Origin of the sequence: Candidatus Poriferisodalis sp. (genome assembly GCF_965219595.1) — a bacterium.
Classification (GTDB): domain Bacteria; phylum Actinomycetota; class Acidimicrobiia; order Acidimicrobiales; family Poriferisodalaceae; genus Poriferisodalis.
Map to the genome: position 1 here is coordinate 1,968,414 of NZ_OZ244781.1, position 23,001 is coordinate 1,991,414.

21 protein-coding genes are annotated in these 23,001 nt (G+C 64.9%); 19 read left to right on the top strand and 2 right to left on the bottom strand.

Annotated elements, in window-relative coordinates; all coding sequences use genetic code 11:
* The first annotated feature begins 38 nt into the window (after positions 1-38).
* The 6 genes from ACOQPE_RS08790 (at position 39) to ACOQPE_RS08815 (ending at position 5,998) form a co-directional block, all read left to right on the top strand.
* Entirely contained in the window at positions 39-296 is a 258-nt protein-coding gene (locus tag ACOQPE_RS08790) for a type B 50S ribosomal protein L31 (RefSeq protein ID WP_323671809.1), read from the top strand.
* Between the two features lie 82 nt (positions 297-378).
* Positions 379-1,464: a hypothetical protein gene (locus ACOQPE_RS08795; protein ID WP_420608551.1), complete on the top strand. Its 1,086-nt coding sequence runs from the start codon at positions 379-381 to the stop codon at positions 1,462-1,464.
* 45 nt (positions 1,465-1,509) lie between these two features.
* Complete coding sequence (prfA, locus tag ACOQPE_RS08800; protein ID WP_419917386.1) at positions 1,510-2,595, top strand: peptide chain release factor 1; 1,086 nt, start codon at positions 1,510-1,512, stop codon at positions 2,593-2,595.
* Positions 2,596-2,612: 17 nt separating this feature from the next.
* Complete coding sequence (gene prmC / locus ACOQPE_RS08805) at positions 2,613-4,127, top strand: peptide chain release factor N(5)-glutamine methyltransferase (protein WP_420608552.1); 1,515 nt, start codon at positions 2,613-2,615, stop codon at positions 4,125-4,127.
* A gap of 135 nt (positions 4,128-4,262) precedes the next feature.
* Positions 4,263-5,144 (top strand): DNA adenine methylase, encoded by an 882-nt coding sequence (locus ACOQPE_RS08810; protein ID WP_420608553.1) that lies wholly within the window; start codon positions 4,263-4,265, stop codon positions 5,142-5,144.
* Between the two features lie 2 nt (positions 5,145-5,146).
* Positions 5,147-5,998, top strand: a complete 852-nt coding sequence (locus ACOQPE_RS08815) for a DUF7687 domain-containing protein (protein WP_420608554.1) — start codon at positions 5,147-5,149, stop codon at positions 5,996-5,998.
* A gap of 203 nt (positions 5,999-6,201) precedes the next feature.
* Here the strand turns inward: ACOQPE_RS08815 and ACOQPE_RS08820 are convergent, their stop codons facing one another.
* Entirely contained in the window at positions 6,202-9,741 is a 3,540-nt protein-coding gene (locus ACOQPE_RS08820; RefSeq protein WP_420608555.1) for a DUF4062 domain-containing protein, read from the bottom strand.
* A gap of 446 nt (positions 9,742-10,187) precedes the next feature.
* On the opposite strand from ACOQPE_RS08820, the gene rpiB reads away from it, so the two are divergent.
* The 3 genes from rpiB to ACOQPE_RS08835 all read left to right on the top strand — a co-directional run bounded on the left by rpiB (position 10,188) and on the right by ACOQPE_RS08835 (position 13,768).
* On the top strand, positions 10,188-10,661 hold the full coding sequence (gene rpiB / locus ACOQPE_RS08825) for a ribose 5-phosphate isomerase B (RefSeq protein ID WP_420608556.1): 474 nt from the start codon (positions 10,188-10,190) through the stop codon (positions 10,659-10,661).
* Between the two features lie 64 nt (positions 10,662-10,725).
* Positions 10,726-11,985, top strand: coding sequence for a serine hydroxymethyltransferase (gene glyA / locus ACOQPE_RS08830; protein WP_420611377.1), 1,260 nt, complete (start codon positions 10,726-10,728; stop codon positions 11,983-11,985).
* 727 nt (positions 11,986-12,712) lie between these two features.
* Positions 12,713-13,768 (top strand): hypothetical protein, encoded by a 1,056-nt coding sequence (locus ACOQPE_RS08835; RefSeq protein ID WP_420608557.1) that lies wholly within the window; start codon positions 12,713-12,715, stop codon positions 13,766-13,768.
* 677 nt (positions 13,769-14,445) lie between these two features.
* Here ACOQPE_RS08835 and ACOQPE_RS08840 read toward each other — a convergent pair.
* On the bottom strand, positions 14,446-15,237 hold the full coding sequence (locus tag ACOQPE_RS08840) for a recombinase family protein (protein ID WP_420608558.1): 792 nt from the start codon (positions 15,235-15,237) through the stop codon (positions 14,446-14,448).
* A gap of 108 nt (positions 15,238-15,345) precedes the next feature.
* Between ACOQPE_RS08840 and ACOQPE_RS08845 the strand changes: the two genes are divergently transcribed.
* From ACOQPE_RS08845 to atpC, 10 genes are all read left to right on the top strand, one after another.
* Complete coding sequence (locus ACOQPE_RS08845; protein ID WP_420608559.1) at positions 15,346-15,705, top strand: AtpZ/AtpI family protein; 360 nt, start codon at positions 15,346-15,348, stop codon at positions 15,703-15,705.
* A complete protein-coding gene (locus tag ACOQPE_RS08850; RefSeq protein ID WP_420608560.1) occupies positions 15,702-16,139 on the top strand; it encodes an ATP synthase subunit I in 438 nt (145 codons plus the stop codon). The genes ACOQPE_RS08845 and ACOQPE_RS08850 overlap by 4 nt, the downstream gene beginning before the upstream one ends.
* Entirely contained in the window at positions 16,136-16,954 is an 819-nt protein-coding gene (atpB, locus tag ACOQPE_RS08855; protein WP_420608561.1) for a F0F1 ATP synthase subunit A, read from the top strand. Before ACOQPE_RS08850 ends, atpB begins: the two co-directional genes overlap by 4 nt.
* 109 nt (positions 16,955-17,063) lie before the next feature.
* Positions 17,064-17,315: an ATP synthase F0 subunit C gene (gene atpE / locus ACOQPE_RS08860; RefSeq protein WP_420608562.1), complete on the top strand. Its 252-nt coding sequence runs from the start codon at positions 17,064-17,066 to the stop codon at positions 17,313-17,315.
* 9 nt (positions 17,316-17,324) lie between these two features.
* The gene (atpF, locus tag ACOQPE_RS08865; protein WP_420608563.1) at positions 17,325-17,861 is read left to right on the top strand and encodes a F0F1 ATP synthase subunit B; all 537 of its coding nucleotides are present in this window, start codon (positions 17,325-17,327) and stop codon (positions 17,859-17,861) included.
* Positions 17,862-17,963: 102 nt separating this feature from the next.
* Positions 17,964-18,491 (top strand): ATP synthase F1 subunit delta, encoded by a 528-nt coding sequence (gene atpH / locus ACOQPE_RS08870; RefSeq protein WP_420608564.1) that lies wholly within the window; start codon positions 17,964-17,966, stop codon positions 18,489-18,491.
* Entirely contained in the window at positions 18,488-20,050 is a 1,563-nt protein-coding gene (gene atpA, locus ACOQPE_RS08875; RefSeq protein WP_420608565.1) for a F0F1 ATP synthase subunit alpha, read from the top strand. Before atpH ends, atpA begins: the two co-directional genes overlap by 4 nt.
* Positions 20,051-20,068: 18 nt before the next feature.
* The gene (locus ACOQPE_RS08880) at positions 20,069-21,037 is read left to right on the top strand and encodes a F0F1 ATP synthase subunit gamma (RefSeq protein ID WP_420608566.1); all 969 of its coding nucleotides are present in this window, start codon (positions 20,069-20,071) and stop codon (positions 21,035-21,037) included.
* A 39-nt stretch (positions 21,038-21,076) separates the two neighbouring features.
* On the top strand, positions 21,077-22,534 hold the full coding sequence (gene atpD, locus ACOQPE_RS08885) for a F0F1 ATP synthase subunit beta (protein ID WP_419854286.1): 1,458 nt from the start codon (positions 21,077-21,079) through the stop codon (positions 22,532-22,534).
* 44 nt (positions 22,535-22,578) lie between these two features.
* Positions 22,579-22,962: an ATP synthase F1 subunit epsilon gene (gene atpC, locus ACOQPE_RS08890; protein ID WP_420608567.1), complete on the top strand. Its 384-nt coding sequence runs from the start codon at positions 22,579-22,581 to the stop codon at positions 22,960-22,962.
* Positions 22,963-23,001: the final 39 nt, after the last annotated feature.

The window sequence follows — 23,001 nt, forward strand, 5'->3', positions numbered from 1 at the left end:
AGGCTGATGAGCCAAGAGCCTTCGAATCAGGAATCACGATGAAGAGCGACATCCATCCGAACTACCGGCCCGTGGTCTTCCGCGATGCCAGCGCCGATTTTGCCTTCCTGACGCAGTCCACGATCGAGACCAGCGACACGATCGAGTGGACAGACGGCAACACGTACCCGCTGGCCAACGTCGAGCTGTCCAGCGCCAGTCATCCCTTCTTCACCGGCCAGATGAAGATCGTGGACACGGCGGGCCGGGTGGAACGCTTCGAGCGCCGCTACGGCCAGCGCAAGCGGCGGAGCTGACGCCGTCGGGCCACCACGCGGCCCCAGTGCGCGGCGAGCGTCGCGAACGGTCAGGCACGACTCGTGACGGCCGGCAGCCGCGATGACACTTGACGCCGATCGCATCCGGGCTCTGCACGCGGCCAAGCTGCGAGCGTTGGCCCGCAACGTGCTTGATGTGGAGTTGGCCGAAGTCTCAGGTACCGACGACGGCGCGCTCGCTGTAGCCGGCGGTGCTGAGCCTGCGGTGGTGTGCCTCGCGCAGGAGCGCCCGGAACGTGCGCTCGGTGGAGCGCTGGCATTGGCAATTCGCAGCGGGTGCGACGCTGCGCATGTCTTCGCCGACGATCACAGCGGCCTGCTGGCGAGGCGGGCAGCCTGCTTCTCCCAGCCGCCCGTGGTGTGGCAGATCCGCGGCGACACTGCGGTGCCTGCTGAGTCGTTGCCGAGACCGACCGAGCCGGCCCCGCCGCGCGTGCCTGAGCTCGTGTCGCTGCTCGCCAGCGCCGGTGTCGAGATTGCGGTCGAGCACGGCGTCATCACCGGTGAGGTGGAGGGTCTCGAAGTGGCCCGCATCGTCCCCGCTGCGCCGGTTGGCGAAGCCAGCGGCGCCGGTGAGGGCAGCGGCGGCATCGACCCTGACGACGACTACGAACCTGCGACTGCGTGGCAGATCGAGGTCGGCGTCGGTGCGCATGACCGGGAGGCCTTCGCGCTGCTGCACGCAGACGAGCCCACCGCCGAGGCCATCGGCCGGGTCGCCGAGGTCGTGCGAACTCACCGCTCGCCAGGCGCATCGCCGCATCCGCTCAACCGGATGGGTGCCGCCCGCTGGCTGCGCTCTCTGCTCATCCGCCAGCCAGAACTTGTCGACGCGGGCCGCCTGCGGGCGGCGTCGTCGCCAGTGCCCCGAGGGGGCCCGAAGGACCCGGCTCCGGCGGTGGCCTACGGCCTGACGCCCGACGGCCGCCGCCTGATCGTGGTCGTCTGCGTCGGCATCGACCTCGACGTGGTGCCATTCGCTGCAGACGCACGGCTCTTCCTCGACCCCGATGCCGAGCTGACTGTGGCCCTGCCGCGACGCGACGCCCACGAGGTCATCAGAGCCATGGCGGCCAGGCTGGACAGTCCTGCCGAGATCATCGAGATCGACGACGAATGGCGCACGCTGTCCACCGCGGGTGCCTGATCCGGCCTGAAACCCCCCAGTTAGCCTGAACGCGTGTCGGGCGCCTTGGAATCCCTGCGGCTGGACGCGCTGGAAGCCGAGCGAGCCGAACTCGAACGGAAGCTGGGCGAGGGTGCGGCATCCGGCGATCGTTCGCAGTTCGCCGATCTCGGCCGACGGCTCGCGCGCATCGGCGAGATCATCGATGTGGCTCACGAGGCCGGCCAAGCCCAAGCTGATGCGACGGCCGCCAAGGACCTCTTCGATGCCAGCGACGGCGACGACGCGGTCGAAGCCGCCGAGATGCTGGAGGCGGCGACTGCGCGGGAAGCTGAGCTCGACGAGCGACTCAAGGTGCTGCTGCTGCCGCAGGACCCGAACGACAAGCGCGATGTCATCGTGGAGATCCAAGGTGCCGAGGGGGGCGAAGAAGCCAACATCTGGGCACGCGATCTCTTCGAGATGTACCGGGCGTATGCGTCGGCGCAGTCCGGCTGGTCGCTGGAGCTGCTGGGCAGCCAGGACAGCGACATGGGCGGGTTCACGAATGTGGCCTTTGCTGTGCGCGGCCCTGATGTCTGGCGCTCGCTGAAGCACGAAGGAGGGCCGCACAGGGTGCAGCGCGTGCCGGTCACCGAGTCCCAAGGCCGCGTCCACACGTCATCCGCGACCGTCAGCGTGCTGCCCGAAGCCGAGGAGGTCGACATCGAGATCGATCCGAACGATCTGGTCATCGACACGTTTCGCTCGTCGGGGCCGGGCGGCCAGTCGGTGAACACGACTGACTCGGCGGTGCGGATCACTCACAAGCCCACCGGGGTCGTGGTGTCGATGCAGGACGAGAAGAGCCAGCTGCAGAACCGGGCCAAGGCAATGCGTGTGCTGCGGGCCCGCCTCCTGCAGCTGCAGCAGGAGGCGCACGCTGCCGAGGTTGCGGCTCACAAGCGCGACCAGGTCCGCGGCGGCGGCCGATCCGAGAAGATCCGCACCTACAACTTCAAGGAGAACCGCGTCACCGACCATCGTGTCGGGCTCACGATCTACAAGCTCGATCGGGTGCTCGCCGGCGAGTTGGACGAGATCATCGACGCCCTCGCGAGCGCGGAGCGCGCCGAGCAGCTCGCCGCTGCGGTCGCCGACGGCGGCGGGTGAGCCGACCCGGCTCGACTATGTCCTCAAAGGACGGGCTGACGCTGGGCGATCTGTACCGGGGGCTGCGCGAGCAGTTCGCAGCAGCCGGCATGCTCGAGCCCGAAGTGAGCGCGCGCCGCATCGCGGCGGAGGCCAGCGGTACCAGTGCCGCCGAGGTTGCACTGGCACCGCAGACTCCGATGACCGTGCGGATGGTGGCGCACGCCGACGCCATGGCCACGCGTCGGGTGGCGGGCGAGCCGCTGCAGTACGTGCTCGGCAGCTGGGGATTCCGAGAGCTCGACCTGGCAACCGACCGGCGGGCGCTCATTCCTCGCCCCGAAACCGAGGTGGTTGCGGGCTTCGCGATCGACTGGCTCAATGAGACAGCCCGGCATCGGCATCCCATCGGATTGAACGTGGCCGATCTCGGCACGGGCTGCGGCGCGATCGCCATGTCGATAGCGCACGAGGTCCCCGACGCCCGGGTGTTCGCCACCGACAGCTCCGCCGACGCGCTGGCGCTGGCCGCAGCCAACCTGGCCGGCTTGGGAAGTGCGGCGAGTCGCGTCTCGCTCCATCACGGAGATTGGTTCGACGCACTGGGGGGCGTCCAGGATCCGCACACAGACGGCCGCGTCGCAGGGCCGCTGCGCGGACGGCTCGATCTCGTGGTGTCCAACCCGCCGTACGTGGCCGACGGCGATGTGCTGGCTCCTGAGATCGACGACTGGGAACCGCACGAGGCGTTGTATGCCGGGACTGACGGGCTGAGCGCGCTCCGCACGATTCTCCGGGATGCCCGCGGCTGGCTGGCGCCGGGCGGCCTGCTGGTGCTGGAAATCGGGGCGACGCAGGCACCGGCGGCCACCGCCATGGCCATCGCCCGCGGCTACGAAAGCGTGCGAATCGAGCGGGACCTGGCCGGCTCCGATCGAGTGCTGGTTGCGTCGCGCCCGCAGTCTGAGCCCGATGCGCTCGAGCTGAACGCCGCCGTCGAATGGCTGCGCGAGGGCGGGTTTGTGGTCGTGCCCACGGACACCCTCTGCGGGATCATGGCTCGCTACGCCGACACCGAAGCTGTGGCCCGGGTATGCGAAGCCAAGGAGCGTCCTCGCACCGAACCGATGCCGATCCTGGTCTCGGGGCTGGCACAGGCCGATGAGCTGGTAGAGCTGAGCGCGGCTGCCCGCGCGCTGGCCCAGCAGCACTGGCCCGGCGGCCTGACGCTGGTCGCGAAACGCCGGGGCGGTCCCGACCCGCTGCACGGCCGCGAAACGCTGGGCGTGCGCGCACCCGCGCTGGGCTGGCTGCGTTGGCTCATCGACGATGTCGGGCCGGTCACGGGCACCAGCGCGAACCGACACGGTGCCGAGACCCCCGCTGATGCCGCGACAGCGGCCACCGGCCTTGCGACACCGGCCGCCGCGGTGATCGCAGGCGTCGCTCCCGGCGGCGTGGCTTCCACCGTGATCGACGTCACCGGCCCCGAGCCGATTGTCTTGCGCGAAGGCGCGGTTCCGCTAGCGGAGATCGTCGGTGACAGCACGTGAGAACCGTGCAGCGCGAAAGACTCAACTCCGGGCAGCTGACCCGGCGGGCCAAGCGGCGTCCTGGCAGGCATCTGCGCGTGCCCTGACCCGCGGAAATGACGGTGCCGCGAGGAGCCGCAGGGTTATGCTCGCTCCGTGTCACAGCTGTCGCTCCTTGCATCTGACGAGCAACGACCGTCTGTGGCACCGTTCAAGACGCAGCTACTGAAGTGGATTGGCAACAAGCAGCGGTTTGCGCACGAGATCATTGACTATTTTCCGACTGGCTTCGGCACGTATTTTGAGCCGTTTCTTGGCAGCGGCGCCGTACTAGCGACGTTGGCGCCTGAACGGGCGGTAGCTGCTGATGCCTACGAACCTCTCATCGGCATATTCATGATGCTACACAACCGCCCCGACACTCTTCGTGAGTGGTACCGGGAACGGTGGGAACGGATGCAGGTCATCGGCAAGAAGAGTGCCTACGAAGAAGTACGAGCGTCATATAACTCGTGTCCTAACGCTGCCGATCTGTTGTTCTTAAGTAGGGCATGTTATGGTGGCGTGATCCGGTTCAGACGGGACGGCTATATGTCGACCCCCTGCGGCGTTCATTCGCCAATCAGTCCTGAGTCATTCTCGCGTCGCGTTACCATCTGGTCAGAGCGTACGTCAGGCACTCGGTTCAGACATCTTGACTTTAGGACTACTATGGCGCTTACCGCGCCTGGCGATTTAGTTTATTGTGATCCTCCGTACTCCGATACGCAGAGGATTCTCTACGGTGCACAAGCATTCAATCTTGCTGATCTCATTGGTGCCATCGAAGATTGTAAGCGCCGTGATGTGTATGTCGCTCTGAGCATCGATGGAAGCAAGAGCTCCGGACGCAATGTCATAGAATTCGATTTTCCCTCCGGGTTATTCGCGCGCGAAGTGCCTGTGAACTGTGGCCGTTCGATGCTCAAGCGCTTCCAGATGGCAGGACAGTCTCTTGAGCGAGAAGTAATCACGGATCGTCTGCTGCTGACGTACTAGTTGTGCAACCCGACGCGCGCTACCAAGGCCAACCCGAGTCATTCTGGGCATACGTGCGGGCAGTAGGGGAAGCCAAGGGCTACTCAATTCGCGGCCAGTCGATGGTGAAGGCTCCAACTGTCCAGGATCTTGACGAGACAATTGCAGATCTGGGCATCCCACCGGGACGCGTGCGAGGCAGTACCGGCTTAACTGACTTTGGGGAAACGCTGCTGTCCTACTTCCAGCATCGCGCGAATGTCCTGAACTCTGTCGTACGTCCTTCACTAATGGATGTAGATGAAGCACGTCGCATGTTTGAGGCGAAGCGCGCAGAACTACAGCCCAGATGCCCACTGCCGATGAACAAGCAGCGAGGCGCGAAAAAGGCACCTGCATATTTCACCGGCCTCATCAATATGCTGATCGAGTCTGCACTCGAAGGCGAGGACTGCGATTACGATCCGAAGCAGCTGACGAAACTCACCGACGAATCTGGATTGCTGCGAACCTTGGCCCGACGCGTTGACGGAGCCTGCCCCTCAGCCATCAACCCTGTCGCCATCTGGGAGATCAAGGAGTACTACTACACGACGACGTTCGGAAGCCGAGTTGCCGGCGGCATCTACGAAACGCTGCTCGACGGTATGGAACTCAAGAACCTTGCCGAATCGCACGAAGCGAGAGTGCTGCACTATCTGTTCGTGGATTCGCACCGAACATGGTGGCTATCTGGTAGATCGTACTTGTGCCGACTGATCGACGCCCTCCATATGGGTTACGTCGACGAAGTTCTATTTGGACGTGAAGTCCTCGAAAGATTGCCGATGCTGGTAGACGAATGGCGCCGAATGTTGAGATTTCGCCCCGCCTAGGACAGGCGACAGTCCATTCTATGTCCGTAACGGAGTCTGTCGGTTCGTCGGCCAAAGTTGAGGCCGCTAGTCAGACTGCTGCAGTCCAGGTGCGAGCATCGCCATCTCAGCGGGTATCCAGATCACGAGTCAACGGTCTACATGTCCGGGTAGTCTCTGGGGAAGAGATCAAGGCGAAGCTCGTTCCGACAGTGCCCGTGGGATTAATCTTCGCCATCGATTGACAGTAGGTGCTTCATCGCTGACGGGAGTGGGTCAGGTCCGTCGCCCAAGGTGAGTTCGTTCATTGCGTAACGCGCTGCGAGAACTAGCCCTCGTGTGTCGGCGGACTCGCCGATGACGCTGATAGTGGTCGCGAGCATTTCGCTCACTACTGCTAGTCGGTCGTCATCTTCACCCGTGAGCGCTTTGCCTGTGCATGCGCTATAGAGCAGGTTCGGGATGCTCTTGCCATTCTCGTGTTCCGACAGGTATGTCACGCGGTGCAGGAACCAGGCCATCGTGTTTGAGGCGTTAAGCATCCATTCATAGGGACGCCGCAGCAAAGCCGCGATGCCGATATCTAAGTCCGGGTCGTCGCGAGCTTGCTTGACTAGTTCGGAAAGCAACACGGGTACATCGGATACTTGTGCGCCCAGCAGCGCCATTTGAAACTCTCTGATGTCGGGGAGCCAAGCCCATTCGGCCGAAGACATGAGTGCTTCGTACAGTGCCCATGTTCCGAACGCGACGACACCATTCTCGCGCGCAAACCGACGCAACGCCAAGTCGTCGCACCATAGCGGAATATTGCGCGATTGGGCTACGCGAACTGCCGCGTCCCAGTGCCCATGGTCGATCTCAGACGCGTCTCCGGTGAGGCGAATCGAGACACTGTGGGCATTTTGGCATGCTTCCATCAATTCGAGCAGCTGTGCCGGACTTTCGCGCATCGCAGCTCGGTCGTCGTCGTTGTATTCTTGTATGAAGCGCTGACCAGAACCGACATCGTAGATAAACGAGCCTGTTGGCGAGAGTCGCGCTCTTTGCAGTGCAACGCGCCCATCGAAGAGCAAGTCCTCCGCCAACAAGACGGCCTCGAATGCCTCGGCAAGTCGCGCGAAGTCACTGTTCGCCCAGAAGTTGAGAACGATAGCGCTTGTATCCACGGCTACGGCGCTACGCAACGCCCCGTGTGCGACAACAAGCTCTTGTTGCCGTTCTTGAAGATCGATCGGGATGGCTGCCATACCACCCGCTGCGCAATTCAACAACACGTATGCATATGACTCGCCGAGGCCGCGCGCCAACTGCCCGTAGGACCCCGCTGCGTGCCTAACTATCAACCCGAGTTCGAGCAACATCACAGCGCGCCGCCGAGCAGATTCCGTCATCTGTTCTGCCATATCGTCCAGTCCTTGGAAAGCACGTTGCTGCACCAATGAGCTGTCGGGAAAACGGGTAATGTGGTCTTCCAGCAGAGCCTGTATTCGTCGCTGCTGTTTCTCGCTGGGTTGGGTATCAGATCCCAGCTCCCACAATGCGAGCAGCGCTGTGCCGGTTGCGTCCTCAGAGTCGCGGAACCGTTCGCCCAACTTCAGGACTTCGTCTTGCTCTTCGCGCAACATGCCAGCGCCGCCGGTAACTGCGATGGACAGACTCGCTTGGCTTCCGTTAGACGGCACAAGATCATGGCTGACCCGGAAAGCCCATGCCTTTCTGTTCAGCACTTGTCGATGTAACGCATAGACGATGGCCCACGGCGCGTCGGCGTCATCCGGAAACTCATCGTACAGAGCACGCGCTCGGGCTTCGGCGGTCATCCAATCGGACTGCCTTTCCGCAATGTGGACCAAGAGACGTTTCAGATGACGGCGTTCCCGGCTGGCGGAGACTCGTGCCAAGAGTTCTTGGGCGAGTTGTTCGGCGTCGCTTAGCTGTCCAGCGTCTACTAGGCATTCTGTTGCGTTGACGCGCAGCGAGTCAGCGTTCAGGTTTTCTGCGGCATCGAGAAGGGTACTCGCGGCACCATCAGCATCATCGGACGACATTTGCGCTCGCGCATAGCAATCTGCATGTAGCACAGTGCTCAGGCGAAACGGAGCTAAGTGCTCCATCGCTTGCTCGAACTCTTGACGGGAGCCTGCAGCGACTGCTCGAAGGAGTGCGACATCTGGTTGGGGCAGCGAAGCTGCTCGTGTTTCGTCTGTTTCACCGCAGAGAGCAAGTCCCAGAAGTGCACGCTTGAGGGCGGGCTCGTCTTCGGCTTCACTTACGGCAATCCTCATTCGCTGAGGTGCCGCCTCGTCGCCGACGGCGTGTGCCTGCATGGCACGCAGGTACACGAGGTCTTGATGCTCGACTGCTTCGAAGTTCAAGGTGTCGATTCGGTCAGTTTCCCCAAGCATCAGACATGCATGTGCGAGCATCAGCTGAACATCGCCGAAGCTCGACTCCTTCTCTGTTGCCTCACCATCAGGCGCTGAAGTGCCGAGTGCTACAGCTCGATCAGGGTCGCCCATCGCAAGTGCCGCTTGCATCGCCAATGCCACAGGTTTCGGTGACGGACCGTTCCACTCGCGAAACATGTCCCGCGCCCGGAGCATCTCAGCCAGGACCGAATTGAACAGCTCGTCACTCCCGGCAGAGTCGATGCCTCGTTGCTCTATGAGAGCGAGCGTGGCGATTCCTTGGTGGAATACGAGCGATGCGCGTCCGGCGAAGCGTTCATTGGCGCGTCGCAGCATCTGGCGCGCCGCGTCAAACTGCTCCAATTTGAAATAGGACCACCGGAGCATCATGATCGCTTGAAGCGCCATCTCTCGGTCCTCGGATAGATGCAGACGAGTGGTCTGCATCTGATCGACGACCGCCTCGGGTTCGTCGTCGAACATGGAGTGCAAAGCGACCGTCAGAGGGTGGTCCGCGGGCATCGAAGCAGCAATCTGACGCGCAGAGTCCAGATCTTCTGAATCGAACTGGGTGCCGGCCAGTTCTGCCCTAATGACTACGGCGTTTGGCGATCCGAGTTCGAGGGCACGTTCTCGTGCCGCATCGCCTCCCACGAGGTCGTAGGCATCAACGAACTTTGCCAGCACTTCCCAAGCTGCATAGTCAGCTGCTTGCAGCCAATCCGGAGGCTCGTCGATCATGCGCGCGATCACACCCGGCTGCCTCGCTGAAGGAGACCCAACCAAGCTCAGGAGCTGCTGAGCGAGCGTCGGATTGGATGATCGAACAACTTCGATGTGCTCTCGACACGAAGGGGGCAGGGACTCCAAGACGCTCGGCGACTCTGGCGCGGATGATGTGGTCGCGTGATGAGACAGCGCTGTGACAACCTCGCGAAGCACGTCCTCGGGCGTGCGAAATCGTGCCCAGTGCCTTCCAGTTCGGAAGTCCTCGACTTCGTCGATGAACCTCTGCTGCGGGGGCTCGATGTCAGCACTCTCCATGTCTTCTTTGAACACGATGACTGCTTTGCAGAGTTCTCTTGCCTTGTCCCATTCCTGGTGGGTCGCCGATTTTTCGCCATCGACGTACCCGTATTCTCTGCCCAACAGGAAGATCACGATGTCGCACTCGGCAACGGCATCGAGACAGGCTCGCTGGGACGGAGCGTCCTGCGCCGGCACGGTCAATCCGACGACCACCGCTTCGTGCTGCAGGGCTTCGATCGCGTCTCGCGCTGCTCGGCGCAACTCGCCATACCTGCCCCGCATCACCGACGAGACGAAGACCCTCCGGCGAATGTGCTCAACCATCTTCCGCCCTGCCCGTTCAGCAGCGTGACTCGGCTTCAACAGACACGTCGACAGCACGGCGCTGCACAGCGAAGCGAATCGATCGAGCGCCCCCAGGTGCCGCCGGTCGCGTGCCGTCCTGCATGACCCGTGAATGTAGTGAGCAGCGGCTCGTGGCAGACCGCAATTTCGCTGGACACTCCAGCTGCACGGCACTCTCGATGACAGGACGAATTTGCGGCCCGCGCTTCGTGTCCGGCAGCTCTAGGGTTCCTGCCCCATGAGCAACACTGACCAACCCTCCTAGCTTCGGGGGAAAATCCACCGGCTTGGGACTAAACGGCCCCGATGGCTCCCGCCGGGGGTTTCCCATCTCTCGCAGTTGCAGGACCCGAAGCGCTGGAATCTCCTGAAATTCCTACCGAAACCGGCACCTGAGCGGCGGCGACCGCTGCGAGACTTGCACGGTGGCTCACGGCGACACGCACACCCCTACGACGCTGACCATTGCGCTCGCTGCCGATCACGCCGGCTGGGAACTCAAAGACCGCTTGGCGCAGCACTTGCGCGGCAGCGGATACGAGGTGGTCGACCTGGGCACCAACGGCCCGGAGTCGGTCGACTACCCCGATTTCGGCGAGGCCGTCGGAATGGCGGTGGCGAACCGGACGGCAGACCTCGGTGTGGCCGTGTGCGGCAGCGGCATCGGCATCGCGATGGCCGCCGGCAAGGTGGCCGGCATCCGTGCGGCCACCGTGCACGACGAGACATCGGCCCGGCTCGCTCGCGAGCACAACGATGCCAACGTGATCTGCCTCGGCGCCCGTCTGTTGGATCCCGGCGGCGCGGTAGCGGCGCTCGATGCGTACCTCGCAGCGGCGTTCGAAGGCGGACGGCATCAGCGACGGGTGGACAAGATCGACGCACTGGGCCGGCGCTGAAACCGCCCCGGCCTCCGAGGGCTCACCGAGGAACACCGCAAGGAGACACAGCTTCATGACCCGAATGCACCCCACTGCAGCGAGCTGGGCACCGCTCGGCGATCCCGAGATCGATGCCGTGCTGGCAGCCGAACTCGAGCGCCAGATGACCACGATCCAGCTCATCGCCTCGGAGAACTTCGCCTCGCCTGCGGTCATGGCGGCCACCGGCAGCGTGCTCACCAACAAGTACAGCGAGGGCTACCCCCGCCGTCGCTACTACGGCGGCAATGCCAATGCCGACACGGCCGAGCAGCTGGCGATCGACCGGGTGAAGGCGCTCTTCGGCGCAGAGCATGCGAACGTGCAGCCCCATTCAGGGTCGCAGGCCAACGCCGCGGTGTACCTCGCGCTGCTCGACATCGGCGACACGGTGATGGGCATGAGCCTCGATCACGGCGGTCACCTCACCCACGGATCGCCGGTGAATGCCAGCGGCAAGCTCTACAACTTCGTCAGCTACGGACTGACTCGCAGCGACGAGCGCATCGACTACGAAGCCATGGCCGGGCTGGCTCGTGAGCACCGGCCCAAGCTGATCGTGGCAGGCGCCACGGCGTATCCCCGCCGCATCGACCCGGCACCGTTCCGCGAGATCTGCGACGAGACCGGAGCGGTGTTCATGTTCGATGCAGCCCATATCGCCGGGTTGATCGTGGGAGGGGTGCACCCGAATCCGGTCCCGTTCGCCGACATCGTCACGTTCACCACGCACAAGACGATGCGCGGGCCGCGCGGCGGAGCGATCCTGTCCACCCAGGAATACGCCAAGCGCATCGACTCGGCGGTGTTCCCCGGCAGCCAAGGCGGGCCGCTCGACCATGCCGTCGCGGCCAAGGCGGTGGGCTTCGCCGAGGCCGCCCGTCCTGAGTTCGCCGACTACCAGGCGCGTATCGTCGCCAACGCCGCGGCGCTGGCCAATGCGCTCGGCAATCACGGTTTCCGGCTGGTCTCCGGCGGAACCGACAACCACCTGCTGCTGATCGACCTGCGCACCTTCGACGCCGACCTGACGGGCAAGGTGGCCCAGGAGGCGCTCGATGCGGCCGGCATCACGCTGAACCGCAACGCCATCCCCGACGACCCGCGTTCGCCGTTCGTGACGAGCGGCTTGCGGATGGGCACCCCATCGGTCACCACCCAGGGCATGGGGCCAGACGAGATGACGAAGATTGCCGAGTTCACCGCGCGCGTGCTGAGCGCCCCCGACGATGAGGCCGTCATCGCCCAGGTGCGCGCGGAAGTCGCCGAACTCTGCGCCGCCCACCCGCCCTACGGCTGTTGAGTCGCTGACCCGCGATCAGCCGTGCTGACTATCTCCATGTATTTTGATATATCTGGTTGCCTGTCACGCCGGAGCTTCGGCTGAGATGCGTCTCGGCGAGCGTCCAGCAGGCCGTTCCGCTCGCTTCGAGGCGGTCTGAAGCCGCTGGTCAGAGCAGGTTTTCGAGCGTTCTGTAAACGTTCGTATAGTACCTCGCCCGAACAGGCCTCACAACCCCGCCGCCCGGCGTAGACCGGCCGCCGCGCGGCGGTGCCCGCAGCAGGCCCCGAACCCGCATGCCTGCTGGGCTTCCGCTCTGCTGCTGCCCGCCAGGCTGGCTCGGGCACCGAGGGCCTGAATGTGCATGTCTCGGTTCGGTTTCGGCGTCCGCAAAACGAACGATTCGCGACCGAGGCCCCGCAAGGGGCCGTGCCGGCCCTGCGGGCGGCAACAAATTGCATGGGTTCCCTCCCAGCGGCCGGCGCGGTCGTGGATCACCCGCATCCACCCGAACCGACCCAAGGCAGTCCCCATGACCAAACGAACCCTCGCAGCGCTGTGCGCGCTGCTCGTCGCAGCGTCCACGCTCACCGTCATCGCCGCGGCGCCCGCCGGCGCTCACGGCGTCACCGTGCGCCGCTGCGCCTATGACCCCTTCGCCGGCAACCAGTGCTGGAACGAGAACGTCGCCCACAGCCACGGAGCCGGCGGCGGCGGTCGCCGTCCCGCGCCCTCCTGCGGCGAAGGGATGATCGGCACCTACCCGAACTGCTACCCCGCCCCGTCCACCAACGAAAACCACGACCCCAACGCCGACGGCAGCGACGATGGCGGCGGCTCCGATGATGGCGGCGACGATGACTCGGGTGGCAAGAGCGGCCAGAAAGGGACGCGCTCAAACCGCCAGACCGACGGCTCGGGCGACGGCGGCGACGACAGCGGCGACACCGATGACGGTGCCGACTCTGGTGACGGCAGCGATGACTCCGGTGGCGGCGATGGCAGCGGCTCCGGCTCCGGTTCCGGTTCGGGCTCGGGCGGCTCGGGCTCGGGCAGCGGCTCAGGCTCCGGCACAGGAACAGGTACCGGCGGCAGTACCGACCCCTGCGGTGATTATGCGAGGGCGTTGATCGAGACGATCAACAAGAACGATGCCAACACTGGTACGCATTACGCGCCGCCTGCACGTCCGGCACAATGCCCAGATTCGGACGTACTCGGGGCCATCAAGAACGTTGGGGACAGCGTTGCAAGGAAAGTCCGTGACATTCTCAACAAGATTGCTGAAGACACCGGTGAATCAGCGTTGCAAAACGCCGAAATAACAGCAGAATTTGGTAAAGAGATGCAGCGTGTTTGGGACAAAACACCTGAACCCGTGCAAGTATTCATTGTGAGCTTGGCCACTACTGCGGGCTGCACTGCATTGGTTGCATTAGCTGTCAAAACGACCGTTGCCACAGGGGGCGCAGCAGCGCCAGCTTGGGTTTCATGGACGATAGGCGGGGGCGCAGGTGTATGTAGTGCCACGGTGGCTGGAGCGCTTGTTGCTTTTGGGAACGGTCACCCAAGTGGCAACGATGACGGCGAGAGCGATGACGGAGACGAAAGCAAAGCTGAAGACGATGACTCCGGCATTCCCGGCGACTTCAATCACAACGGCCGCATCGATGACTACGACGTAGACAAAGCCACGCAGAAGTGGCTGGCGGGCCAGCTCGACAAAAACGAGCTGACGCGGATTCAGAACGAGCGCGATTGTGCCGACGGCTGGGCCGACGCCTGTGAGGCGTTAGGCCGATGACTGCTACCTGCTATCCTGAATTCATGAGTGCTACGGAGGCACCACGGAAAACGCGTACAGGGCGGAAATATATGCTCGTGTATTTTTGCGTGGCTTTTGCAAGTTACTGGACAGTTGTTGTCTTGCTTGGCCTAGGTGTTCCGATGTTGGTGGTTATTGCTGCTGTATTGTGCGGCGGCGGCCTTTGTCTCTGGCGTGCTGTCGTGTTGTATCAGCGTGATGCTAAGGATCCGCCACGGGTCAAGCCGAGTGATCTCAGTCGCTGCAAGGGGCTTAGTGCTTGACTCTCAAGCAAACTACACGCCCGAACCTATCCCGCGGCGGGTCCTAAGCGGCAGCGTCGCGAGGCAGCTGTTGGGGGCCTGTCGGGCTGAGCGTTGGGCGGGCTGTCGGTGCGCCCAAGTGCGCGGTAGCGCCCTGTCCCGGGCGGGCTGCAGCCTCCTCTTGCGGAAGTCCTTGGGGTCGGCGCTGAGGGGTTCCGCGCGTGTCACGTTGGGTTGGTGCCGCAGGCCTCGCGCGCAGACCGGCAGCCGCATTGGCGGGCGTCGGGGTGGGTTCCGTGGTTTACACACGATGTCCTGCGTGCGCTCGGGGCCGCACTGGGGCGGTCAGCAGCCGCAGCCCGGTACGAATGAGCTTGATGGCGGTGGCGAGGCTGCTGTCGTAGGGCGTACGGACTAGCGGCAGTCGCTGAGCGTGTTGTCGCTGCCGGTTGTGGCGGTGTGGGCTGCTTTGGCGGCAGCTCGGCGGTCGAGTCGCAGGGTGTGCAGGGCGCGTTTGACGGCCATGGCGTTCCATGGCCGTTGCCTATCGCCAGTGGCGCGGGGCAAGCCCTCCGCAGTGAGCGCGTCCGCGACGGCGCGAAGGGTGAGCCCGTCTGCTGTCAGCTGCTCGGCACGCTGTGCCGCTGACCGCGTCTGGTCGCTGACGGGGCGCCCCAACCGCACTCCTGCGGCGGCGCGTTCGGCGAGCGCCAGGCGGGTGCGCTCGGCGGTCATGTCGCGCTCCATGCGGGCCATAGAGGCCATCACAGTCGCGATCATGAGTCCGGCGGGGGTGGTGGTGTCGACGTTGAGGTCGAGCATCACCACCGACCAGCCCTCCCGTTCCGCGCGGTCCATCAGCGCGAGCACATCGATGACGCTGCGCCCGAGTCGATCGAGCCGCGACACCACGAGGGTGCCGGCCGGGTCGGCGGGATCGGCCAGCCGGTCCAGCAGCACGCTGAGCACAGGCCGCTCGTCGGGCGCGAGCATGCCGCTCGTGCCGTTCTCGCTGTGATGCTCTACCGCGGTCCTGTCGGGGCGGCTGGCGGCCCAGCCGTCGATGGCGGACTGCTGCGCTGCGATCCCCAGCCCGCTGCGGGACTGCTCGACTGTGGACACACGCGAATAGCCCAGCGCTACGGCGTCGGGGGACGGTGAGTCGGTGCCGGAGTGATTGGTCGGGATATCAGGCTCTGATGACATGACATAACGATATACGGATCTATAGCAATTCTCGCCGGGTTGCGTGACGTCGCCAAGTCCTGTGCCGACTACCCGCCTCGCAGCTGTTGACGCTCGTAACCTGTGCGCATGGCACGCAGCCCCGTCGGCGGCAAAGGCAGTGAGGACGGTCTGGCCAAGGCCTTCGAGATCGTGATGACTCCGGCAATATTCGCAGCGGCGGGGTTCGGCTTGGATCGCTGGTGGGGCACCGGGCCGTGGCTTGCGCTGAGCTTCGGTATGACCGCGTTCGTCGTGAAGCTCCTCGTTGAGTGGTATCGCTACGCCGAGCGAATGCAGATCCATGAGCAGGAGCTGGCTGCGAGCCGTCCCTCCGATCGACGGGGCATCCATCGCGACAGCGACCTCGACGTTCCTGCATCGCTGCCGGTCGGCGTATCGCTCGACGCCTCGGAACCGCCCGAACCGACTCCGCCCGTGGCAGCGTGAGTTCCGCCGCCGTCGACAGCTCTCCTGAGCGCGACCTTGCGTTCGACATGGCGCGCCGCAGTCTGTGGGTGTTTCCGGCCTGGGTTGTCGTCAGCGGGTTCATCTGGGGCATAGGCGGGGCGCTCTCGTCGGCACTCGGCTATGTGCTGGTCATCGGCAATCTCGCGGCAGCCGCAGCGCTGATGGCGTGGGGCGCGCGCACCTCACCGGTCGCGCTCATGGGCGCCACGCTGGGCGGCTTCATCGTGCGGCTCGCAGTGCTCGCCGGCATCGTCCTCGCGGTCAGTCCGCTCGGCTTCTTCGAGCCCGTGCCCATCGCGATCACCATCGTCGCGAGCCATCTCGGTCTGCTTGCGTGGGAGATCCGCTATGTTTCCCTGCGGCTCGCAGCCCCAGGCCTTGATCTCCAACGTCCCGGCAAGGAGCAGAAGTGAACCTGCTAGCGCTGACCTTCCCCGACATCGGGCACCTCTTGGAGTGGCCGGGCCTCTTCGGGCACGACGATGGAACCAACGCTTGGTACGCGCTGAACAAGGTCGGCATCATCTACCTCTTCGCCTGCGCGGCCTCGCTGGCGATCTTCGTGATGGCCAAGCGTCGCTACGACCGGTCGGAGGTCATCGTCGCTCCCCGCGGCATCCAGACGGTGGCGGAGACGTCAGTCGGGTTCGTCCGCGAGAACATCATCATGCAATCCATCGGCCCCGACGGGCTGCGCTACCTGCCGTTCCTGCTGTCGATGTTCCTGTTCATCTTCTTCTCGAACATCACTGAGGTTGTGCCGCTGATTCACTTCCCGGCCAACGCGCGCATGGCGATGCCGGCCACGCTCGCGATCTTGGTGTGGCTGGTGTTCAACGGCATCGGCATCAAGCATCACGGCTTCTTCGGCTACCTAAAGAACGTGGCGATCCCGCCGGGCGTGCCCAAGGCGCTGCTCCCGCTGGTGGCGCTCATCGAGGTCGTGTCCACGTTTGTCGTGCGGCCGTTCTCGCTGGCGGTGCGGCTCTTCGCCAACATGCTCGCCGGCCACCTGCTGCTGGTGACGTTCGCTGTGCTGTCTCACACCGTGTTCTGGCTGGCGCTCACTGACAGCACGCCCACTTGGCTGGTCATCATCACGCCTGCTCCGTTCCTCATGCTGATAGGCCTCACGGGGTTTGAGATCTTGGTGGCGGTCCTCCAAGCGTTCATCTTCACCATCCTCACGGCCGTCTACATCGGTGCCGCACTGCACCCCGAGCACTAGGCCCACTCTCAGTTCAGATCATCCAGTTCCCACCGACCACCGGCCGCACAGTGCCCCGGCGCTTTGGCCCCTGCCCCAAGATCCGATACAACACAGGAGAAAACGAGTAATGGACTTGCTCGCACAAGCGGATAACGCAGTTGACGGCCTCAAGGCGCTCGGCGCCGGCCTCGGCTATGGCCTCGCAGCCATCGGCCCGGGCGTCGGCATCGGCCTCGTCGTCGGCAACGCCATCACCGCGATGGCTCGCCAGCCCGAATCAGCAGGCATGGTCCGCACGACCATGTTCTTGGGCATCGCGTTCACCGAGGCACTGGCCCTCATCGGTTTCGTGGTGTTCATCCTGCTCAACTTCGCGTAGGAGGCGGCAGTGAACGCACTGGCATCCGGCCTGCTCGCAGCGTCCGAGGGCGAGTCATCCAACCCGATCATCCCCGAACTGTTCGAGGTGGTCTGGGGCACGATTGCGTTCGCGATCTTGCTCTTCGTGATGTGGAAGTTCGCGCTGCCGCCCATCAAGCGGGCGATGGAGGCGCGCACCGAGCGCATCCAGGGCGACCTCGACGCCGCAGCCACCGCCAAGACCGAAGCCGAGGAGCTGCGTGCGTCCTATGACGCTCGCCTGGCCGAGGCCAACGCGGAAGCGGCACGCATCATCGAGGAAGCGCGCGCGCAGGCCGAGGAAGTCCGCCAGGAGCGGCTGGCGGCCATCGAGCCCGAGATCGCCGAGCGACGTGCGCAGGCCGAGGCCGACATCGAGGCCGCTCGCGAACGCGCCATGGCCGAGGTGCGGGCCGACATCACTTCGATCGCGGTAGGTGCCGCTGAGCAGGTAGTGATGGCCAGCCTCGACGAGGCGGCGCATGCCCAGTTGATCGAGGACTACATCGAGCGGGTGGCGAACTGAGCCATCCCGCCGAAGGTTCCCGCCGTCGCCCGCAGCACCGCCATGGCTGCAACGGCAGGCGGCGGACCCCACAGGAGTTGAACTGATGATCAGGATCGACCGATGAGCGAGCGAACCGAGGGCTACGCCGGTGCCGTGGTCGCCATCGCCCAGGCCGAAGACGTGCTCGACCGGGTCACCTCTGAGTTGGCGTCGGTGGGACGGGCTGCATCGAGCAACGAAGAGCTGCGCCGCGTGCTGTCGGACCGTTCCGTCCCTGCCTCGCGCCGCATCGGCATCGTGGAAGACCTGCTGGCTTCTACTGCCTCACCAGTCACCCTGAATGTGGTGGCGATGCTGGTGGGCGCCGGCCGGGGCGGCGACCTCGAGGCCATTGCGGCCGAAGCGTTGGAGCTGGCTGCAGCCACGCGAGGCGAGGCAGTAGCCGAAGTTCGCTCGGCAGTCGCGCTGACCGACCAGCAAATCGCCCGCGTGGCCGACGCACTGAGCCGTGCCAGCGGCCGCAACGTGACCGTCCATGTCGTAGTCGACACCGAGATCATCGGAGGACTGACCGCTCAGATTGGCGACACAGTCTTCGACGGCTCGGTTCGCACCCGGCTCGACCAGATGAAGGAGCGCCTGTCGTGACCGATCTTTCCATCAACACAGCCGATATCACCTCTGCGATTCGCCGGAATCTCGAAGGCTTCGATCCCTCGATCGAGTCGGGCACCGTCGGACGCATTCTCGAAGTCGGTGACGGCATCGCCCGTGTCTCGGGCCTGCCCGGCTGCTCGGTGAACGAGATCCTCGAGTTCCAGAGCGGCGATGTGGGCCTGGCGCTGAACCTCGACGAGGAGTCGATCGGCGCTGTCGTGCTCGGCAGCGTCGAGCACATCGAGGAAGGCCAGGCAGTGCGGGCCACGGGCCGCATCCTGTCCGTGCCGGTCGGCGACACAGTGCTGGGCCGGGTCGTGAACGCGCTCGGCCAGCCGATCGACGGCCAGGGCGAGATCACCGGGGCCGTCGAGCGGCGCATGGAGATCCAGGCTCCCGGCGTGATGGGCCGCAAGCCCGTGCACGAGCCGCTGCAGACGGGCATCAAGGCCATCGACTCGATGACACCCGTCGGGCGGGGCCAGCGCGAGCTCATCATCGGCGACCGCAAGACCGGCAAGACGTCGGTCGCCGTTGACACAATTCTGAATCAGGCCGGCCTCGGCGTGAAGTGCATCTACGTGGCCATCGGGCAGAAGGGCTCGACGGTTGCGCAGGTGGTGAACACGCTGCGTGAACGCGGCGCCATGGAGTACACGGTGGTGGTGTCGGCGCCTGCGTCAGACCCGGCGCCGTTCAAGTATCTGGCGCCGTACGCGGGCTGCGCCATGGGCCAGCACTGGATGGAGACCGGCGATCACGCCCTCATCGTCTATGACGACCTGTCCAAGCAGGCCGAGGCCTACCGCCAGCTGTCACTGCTGCTGCGTCGCCCGCCCGGCCGTGAGGCCTACCCGGGAGACGTCTTCTATCTCCACAGCCGGCTGCTCGAGCGTGCCGCCAAGCTGTCCGATGCCAACGGCGCGGGCTCGCTCACGGCGCTGCCGATCATCGAGACCAAGGCAGGCGACGTCTCGGCGTACATCCCGACCAACGTGATCTCGATCACCGACGGCCAGATCTACCTGCAGGACGACCTATTCAAGTCCGGCGTGCGGCCGGCGGTGGACGTGGGAATCTCCGTGTCGCGGGTGGGATCTGCTGCGCAGACCAAGGCGATGAAGAGTGTGGCCGGCACGCTCAAAATCGACCTGGCCCAGTTCCGTGACCTCGAGGCATTCGCCACGTTCGGTTCCGAGCTCGACGCCGTGTCAGCGGCGCAGCTCGGCCGCGGCTACCGGCTCGTCGAGCTGCTCAAGCAGGGGCTCAATTCGCCGATGCCGGTCGAAGAGCAGGTGGTGGTGATCTATGCGGGCACCAACGGCTACGTCGACGGCATCGAAGTCGACGATGTGAACCGCTACGAGGACGAACTGCTGGCCTACATGAGCACCCGCCACAGCGCATTGATGTCGGACATCCGCTCCACTGGCGATGTCGACGCGGCCTCGCTGCAGGCGGCCGTCGAGGCATTCACCGCCCAGTTCGTGGGCACTGCCGAAGGCAGCGACGGTGCGGCAGCCGATGCAGACGCCGGCGGCGAGGACTGAGCGAGGGACTGAGCACCGATGGCAAGCGGTCAGGAGCGCATTCTCCGGCGTCGCATCAGGTCGATCGACGCCACCAAGAAGATCACGCGCGCCATGGAGCTGATCGCTGCCTCACGCATCGTCCGAGCCCAGGCCCGAGTGCGGGCAGCACGGCCCTACAGCGACAAGGTGACCGCGGTCATCGCCAACTTGGCGTCCGCCGGCGGCGAAGCTGACCACCCGCTGCTGCGCGAGCCGGCCGAGGTGACCAAGGTCGCCTACGTGGCCATCGCCGCAGACCGCGGTCTGTGTGGTGGGTACAACAACAACGTCCTGCGGGCCACTGAGCGGGCCATCGCTGCTGACGCAGCGGAGGGCCGTGACTACGAGCTGGTGCTGTCAGGGCGCAAGGCGCTCGGGTACTTCCGCTTCCGCAACTATCGCATCGCAGCAGGATTCGAGGGCTTCAGCGACCAACCCAGCTACGCCGACGCTCAGCAGGTTGCCGCGGCGGCGACGGAGCTGTTCGAGAACGGCTGCCAGCGGGTGATGCTCGCCTACACCCAGTTCCACTCCATGGGAAATCAGTCGGTGGCCATCGTGCCGTTCATGCCGCTCGACACGGGTGAGCTCGACGAAGCAGACGGCGCCGAGAGCTCGGCGGGCGGTCCCGAGGGCGGCTATGAGTTCGAGCCCGAACCCGCTGTCATCCTGGAACGGCTGCTGCCGCGCTATGCCGAAGCCCGGCTCTACTCGGCGCTGCTCGAGGCCTCAGCGTCGGAGCATGCAGCCCGCCAGCGGGCCATGAAGGCGGCCACCGACAACGCCGAGGAACTGAAGATCAACCTGACGCGCGTCATGAACCGTGCCCGCCAGGACGCCATCACCACCGAGATCATGGAGATCGTCGGCGGCGCCGAGGCGCTTGCACAGACCGGCGGCGAAGTCGACCTGCTCTCCGACACCATCGAAGCCCGCACGGCGGACTTGTTCCGTGCACGCGAGTAACCCCACCGAACCTCCGCTCTGCTCCAAGGAGTGACAGACATGACGATGACCGAAGAACGAACTGCGGGAGACGCAGCCGAGCACGCCGATGGCCGGGTTGTGGCCATCGCCGGGCCGGTCGTCGACGCGGAGTTCCCGCCCGGCGAGATCCCCGAGATCAATACCGCCGTGGAGATGCACGTCGAGCTCGAGGGCCAACCGGTCACGATCACTGGCGAGGTCGCCCAGCAGATCGGCGACAACCGTGTCCGCATTGTGTCGATGAAGGCCACCGACGGGCTCACACGCGGCATGGCGGTCGTCAACACCGGCCAAGGCATCACCGTGCCAGTCGGAGACGGCGTGCTCGGGCACATCTTCAACGTGCTCGGCCAACCGCTTGACGGTGCCGATGTCACCGACGACATCGCCGACCGCTGGGAGATCCACCGCCCGGCGCCCGCGTTCGACACCTTGGAGCCCAAGGCCACCATGTTCGAGTCGGGCATCAAGGTCATCGACCTGCTCGAGCCCTACGTGGAGGGCGGCAAGATCGGCCTGTTCGGCGGTGCCGGCGTGGGCAAGACGGTGCTCATCACCGAGATGATCAACCGCGTCGCCTCCCAGCACGGTGGCGTGTCGGTGTTCGCCGGGGTGGGGGAGCGCACCCGCGAGGGCACCGACCTCTATCTCGAGATGGAGGAATCCGGCGTGCTCGAGAAGACGGCGCTGGTCTTCGGTCAGATGGACGAGCCGCCGGGTGTCCGGCTGCGAGTGGCGCTGTCGGCGCTCACGATGGCCGAGTACTTCCGCGACGTGCAGGGCCAGGAGGTGCTGCTGTTCGTCGACAACATCTTCCGCTTCGTGCAGGCAGGCTCCGAGGTGTCCACCCTGCTGGGCCGCATGCCCTCGGCAGTGGGCTACCAGCCCAACCTCGCCGACGAGATGGGCGAGCTCCAGGAACGCATCACCTCGACGTCGGGCCACTCGATCACGTCACTGCAGGCCGTGTACGTGCCCGCCGACGACTACACCGACCCGGCGCCGTTCACCACCTTCACGCACCTCGATGCGACCACCGAGCTGAGCCGGCAGATTGCCTCGCTGGGCATCTACCCGGCCGTGGACCCGCTGGCATCCACCTCCACCATCCTCAGCCCTGAAGTGGTGGGCGACCGGCATTACAACGTGGCTCGGCGCACCCAGGAGATCCTGCAGCGCTACAAGGAGCTACAGGACATCATCGCCATCCTGGGCCTCGACGAGCTGTCCGAGGAAGACCGCATCACCGTCGACCGGGCCCGCAAGATCCAGCGCTTCCTGAGCCAGCCATTCTTCGTGGCCGAGGTCTTCACCGGCCTGCCGGGCATCTTCGTGCCGGTCTCGGAGACCATCGAGTCGTTCGAGATGCTGTGCAACGGCGATCTCGACGACCTGCCCGAGCAGGCGTTCCTCAATGTCGGCAACGCCGAGTCGGCGATGGCCAAGGCCCGCGACCTGGCGCAGGCCGGGGCCTGAGCGGCGCGGACTCCCCGAGACGGATCCGATGAAGGTCGAGCCACATGCAGGTTGAACTTGTCTCGCCCGAAGCGGTGCTGTTCAGCGGCGAGTGCAGCCAAGTGGTGACGCGCACGGTGGATGGCGACATCGCTTTCCTGGACCACCACGCAGCCTTCATCGGCGCACTCGACATCGGCCAAACCCAGCTCTGGGCATCCGACGGCATCGTGACGCTGGCGCTCAACCGCGGCTTCGTGGAGGTCAGCAACAACGTGGTGACGATCCTCAGCGACGCCGCGTTTGCGGCCGACGAGATCGACGTGGCTGCTGCGCAGGCCGACCTCGAAGCGGCGCAAGCCGCAGTCGCGGCCGACGCCGACGATGACGAGGCCAAGGCGGCCCTGGCATGGGCCGAGACACGCATCGCAGTTGCCAGCGCCGACTGAGCGCAGTCGCCGCATCTCCCAGAGCCGCTACGCGTAGCC

Bases quoted from the DNA above. Each gene is read 5' to 3' on its own strand.
- ACOQPE_RS08880 (WP_420608566.1), top strand. From the start codon at position 20,069: ATGGCAAGCGGTCAGGAGCGCATTCTCCGGCGTCGCATCAGGTCGATC.
- ACOQPE_RS08820 (WP_420608555.1), bottom strand. From the start codon at position 9,741: ATGGTTGAGCACATTCGCCGGAGGGTCTTCGTCTCGTCGGTGATGCGG.
- glyA (WP_420611377.1), top strand. From the start codon at position 10,726: ATGCACCCCACTGCAGCGAGCTGGGCACCGCTCGGCGATCCCGAGATC.
- ACOQPE_RS08840 (WP_420608558.1), bottom strand. From the start codon at position 15,237: ATGTCATCAGAGCCTGATATCCCGACCAATCACTCCGGCACCGACTCA.
- atpC (WP_420608567.1), top strand. From the start codon at position 22,579: ATGCAGGTTGAACTTGTCTCGCCCGAAGCGGTGCTGTTCAGCGGCGAG.
- atpD (WP_419854286.1), top strand. From the start codon at position 21,077: ATGACGATGACCGAAGAACGAACTGCGGGAGACGCAGCCGAGCACGCC.
- ACOQPE_RS08845 (WP_420608559.1), top strand. From the start codon at position 15,346: ATGGCACGCAGCCCCGTCGGCGGCAAAGGCAGTGAGGACGGTCTGGCC.
- ACOQPE_RS08795 (WP_420608551.1), top strand. From the start codon at position 379: ATGACACTTGACGCCGATCGCATCCGGGCTCTGCACGCGGCCAAGCTG.
- prmC (WP_420608552.1), top strand. From the start codon at position 2,613: ATGTCCTCAAAGGACGGGCTGACGCTGGGCGATCTGTACCGGGGGCTG.
- ACOQPE_RS08835 (WP_420608557.1), top strand. From the start codon at position 12,713: ATGATCGGCACCTACCCGAACTGCTACCCCGCCCCGTCCACCAACGAA.
- ACOQPE_RS08790 (WP_323671809.1), top strand. From the start codon at position 39: ATGAAGAGCGACATCCATCCGAACTACCGGCCCGTGGTCTTCCGCGAT.
- atpE (WP_420608562.1), top strand. From the start codon at position 17,064: ATGGACTTGCTCGCACAAGCGGATAACGCAGTTGACGGCCTCAAGGCG.
- atpH (WP_420608564.1), top strand. From the start codon at position 17,964: ATGAGCGAGCGAACCGAGGGCTACGCCGGTGCCGTGGTCGCCATCGCC.